This is a genomic window from Pseudomonas sp. OA65 (genome assembly GCF_017498305.1).
GTDB classification, from domain to species: domain Bacteria; phylum Pseudomonadota; class Gammaproteobacteria; order Pseudomonadales; family Pseudomonadaceae; genus Aquipseudomonas; species Aquipseudomonas zanjanensis.
Genome location: NZ_JAGDEZ010000088.1, coordinates 1,871 through 5,247, shown reverse-complemented (window position 1 = coordinate 5,247; position 3,377 = coordinate 1,871). Strand labels below are relative to the sequence as shown.

2 rRNA genes are annotated in these 3,377 nt (G+C 51.1%); both read right to left on the bottom strand.

Features of this window, described 5'->3' with window-relative positions:
* Positions 1-48 precede the first annotated feature (48 nt).
* Positions 49-164: ribosomal RNA gene (gene rrf / locus J3361_RS29180) — 5S ribosomal RNA — on the bottom strand.
* A 157-nt stretch (positions 165-321) separates the two neighbouring features.
* A 23S ribosomal RNA gene (locus J3361_RS29175) occupies positions 322-3,213 on the bottom strand.
* Positions 3,214-3,377 lie beyond the last annotated feature (164 nt).

The window sequence follows — 3,377 nt, the reverse complement described above, 5'->3', positions numbered from 1 at the left end:
AAAACAAAACCCCTACCTGCATCAGCAGATAGGGGTTTCGGAATTTAATCTTGACGATGACCTACTCTCACATGGGGAAACCCCACACTACCATCGGCGATGCATCGTTTCACTGCTGAGTTCGGGATGGGATCAGGTGGTTCCAATGCTCTATGGTCGTCAAGAAATTCGGGTACTGAGTCGTGGCCTGATGGCCTCGCTTCAGCAAATTGGGTATGTGACAGCTTTCGGTGTTTTGTGAGTTTCGAACTTTCGGTTCGTTTCGTCTTCACACACCGCAATCTGGTGCTCTTTCGAGTCAGCAAATTGCTTGGGTGTTATATGGTCAAGCCTCACGGGCAATTAGTACAGGTTAGCTCAACGCCTCACAGCGCTTACACACCCTGCCTATCAACGTCGTAGTCTTCGACGGCCCTTCAGGGGACTCAAGGTCCCAGTGAGATCTCATCTTGAGGCAAGTTTCCCGCTTAGATGCTTTCAGCGGTTATCTTTTCCGAACATAGCTACCCGGCAATGCCACTGGCGTGACAACCGGAACACCAGAGGTTCGTCCACTCCGGTCCTCTCGTACTAGGAGCAGCCCCTCTCAAATCTCAAACGTCCACGGCAGATAGGGACCGAACTGTCTCACGACGTTCTAAACCCAGCTCGCGTACCACTTTAAATGGCGAACAGCCATACCCTTGGGACCGGCTTCAGCCCCAGGATGTGATGAGCCGACATCGAGGTGCCAAACACCGCCGTCGATATGAACTCTTGGGCGGTATCAGCCTGTTATCCCCGGAGTACCTTTTATCCGTTGAGCGATGGCCCTTCCATACAGAACCACCGGATCACTAAGACCTACTTTCGTACCTGCTCGACGTGTCTGTCTCGCAGTCAAGCGCGCTTTTGCCTTTATACTCTACGACCGATTTCCGACCGGTCTGAGCGCACCTTCGTACTCCTCCGTTACTCTTTAGGAGGAGACCGCCCCAGTCAAACTACCCACCATACACTGTCCTCGATCCGGATAACGGACCTGAGTTAGAACCTCAAAGTTGCCAGGGTGGTATTTCAAGGATGGCTCCACGCAGACTGGCGTCCACGCTTCAAAGCCTCCCACCTATCCTACACAAGCAAATTCAAAGTCCAGTGCAAAGCTATAGTAAAGGTTCACGGGGTCTTTCCGTCTAGCCGCGGATACACTGCATCTTCACAGCGATTTCAATTTCACTGAGTCTCGGGTGGAGACAGCGCCGCCATCGTTACGCCATTCGTGCAGGTCGGAACTTACCCGACAAGGAATTTCGCTACCTTAGGACCGTTATAGTTACGGCCGCCGTTTACCGGGGCTTCGATCAAGAGCTTCGCGTTAGCTAACCCCATCAATTAACCTTCCGGCACCGGGCAGGCGTCACACCCTATACGTCCACTTTCGTGTTTGCAGAGTGCTGTGTTTTTAATAAACAGTCGCAGCGGCCTGGTATCTTCGACCGGCGTGGGCTTACGCAGCAAGTGCTTCACCCTCACCGGCGCACCTTCTCCCGAAGTTACGGTGCCATTTTGCCTAGTTCCTTCACCCGAGTTCTCTCAAGCGCCTTGGTATTCTCTACCCAACCACCTGTGTCGGTTTGGGGTACGGTTCCTGGTTACCTGAAGCTTAGAAGCTTTTCTTGGAAGCATGGCATCAACCACTTCGTCACCCAAAGGGTAACTCGTCATCAGCTCTCGGCCTTAGAATCCCGGATTTACCTAAGATTCCAGCCTACCACCTTAAACTTGGACAACCAACGCCAAGCTGGCCTAGCCTTCTCCGTCCCTCCATCGCAATAACCAGAAGTACAGGAATATTAACCTGTTTTCCATCGACTACGCTTTTCAGCCTCGCCTTAGGGACCGACTAACCCTGCGTCGATTAACGTTGCGCAGGAAACCTTGGTCTTTCGGCGTGGGTGTTTTTCACACCCATTGTCGTTACTCATGTCAGCATTCGCACTTCTGATACCTCCAGCAAGCTTCTCAACTCACCTTCACAGGCTTACAGAACGCTCCTCTACCGCATCACTTACGTGATACCCGTAGCTTCGGTGTATGGTTTGAGCCCCGTTACATCTTCCGCGCAGGCCGACTCGACTAGTGAGCTATTACGCTTTCTTTAAAGGGTGGCTGCTTCTAAGCCAACCTCCTAGCTGTCTAAGCCTTCCCACATCGTTTCCCACTTAACCATAACTTTGGGACCTTAGCTGACGGTCTGGGTTGTTTCCCTTTTCACGACGGACGTTAGCACCCGCCGTGTGTCTCCCATGCTCGGCACTTGTAGGTATTCGGAGTTTGCATCGGTTTGGTAAGTCGGGATGACCCCCTAGCCGAAACAGTGCTCTACCCCCTACAGTGATACATGAGGCGCTACCTAAATAGCTTTCGAGGAGAACCAGCTATCTCCGAGCTTGATTAGCCTTTCACTCCGATCCACAGGTCATCCGCTAACTTTTCAACGGTAGTCGGTTCGGTCCTCCAGTTAGTGTTACCCAACCTTCAACCTGCCCATGGATAGATCGCCCGGTTTCGGGTCTATTCCCAGCGACTAGACGCCCTATTAAGACTCGCTTTCGCTACGCCTCCCCTATTCGGTTAAGCTCGCCACTGAAAATAAGTCGCTGACCCATTATACAAAAGGTACGCAGTCACCCAACAAAGTGGGCTCCCACTGCTTGTACGCATACGGTTTCAGGATCTATTTCACTCCCCTCTCCGGGGTTCTTTTCGCCTTTCCCTCACGGTACTAGTTCACTATCGGTCAGTCAGTAGTATTTAGCCTTGGAGGATGGTCCCCCCATATTCAGACAAAGTTTCTCGTGCTCCGTCCTACTCGATTTCACTTCTAAGATCCTTTCGCGTACAGGGCTATCACCCACTATGGCCGCACTTTCCAGAGCGTTCCGCTAAAATCAAAGAAGCTTAAGGGCTAGTCCCCGTTCGCTCGCCACTACTAAGGGAATCTCGGTTGATTTCTTTTCCTCAGGGTACTTAGATGTTTCAGTTCCCCTGGTTCGCCTCTTGCACCTATGTATTCAGTACAAGATAACCATCTTATGATGGCTGGGTTCCCCCATTCAGACATCTCCGGATCAAAGTCTGTTTGCCGACTCCCCGAAGCTTTTCGCAGGCTACCACGTCTTTCATCGCCTCTGACTGCCAAGGCATCCACCGTATGCGCTTCTTCACTTGACCATATAACCCCAAGCAATCTGGTTATACTGTGAAGACGACATTCGCCGAAAATTCGAATTTCTCAACTAAGAGAACTCACAAATTTTACCTTAGCCTGATCCGTTACCAGTGAAAGTAACGTTCAGTCTATCTTTCTATCACATACCCAAATTTTTAAAGAACGA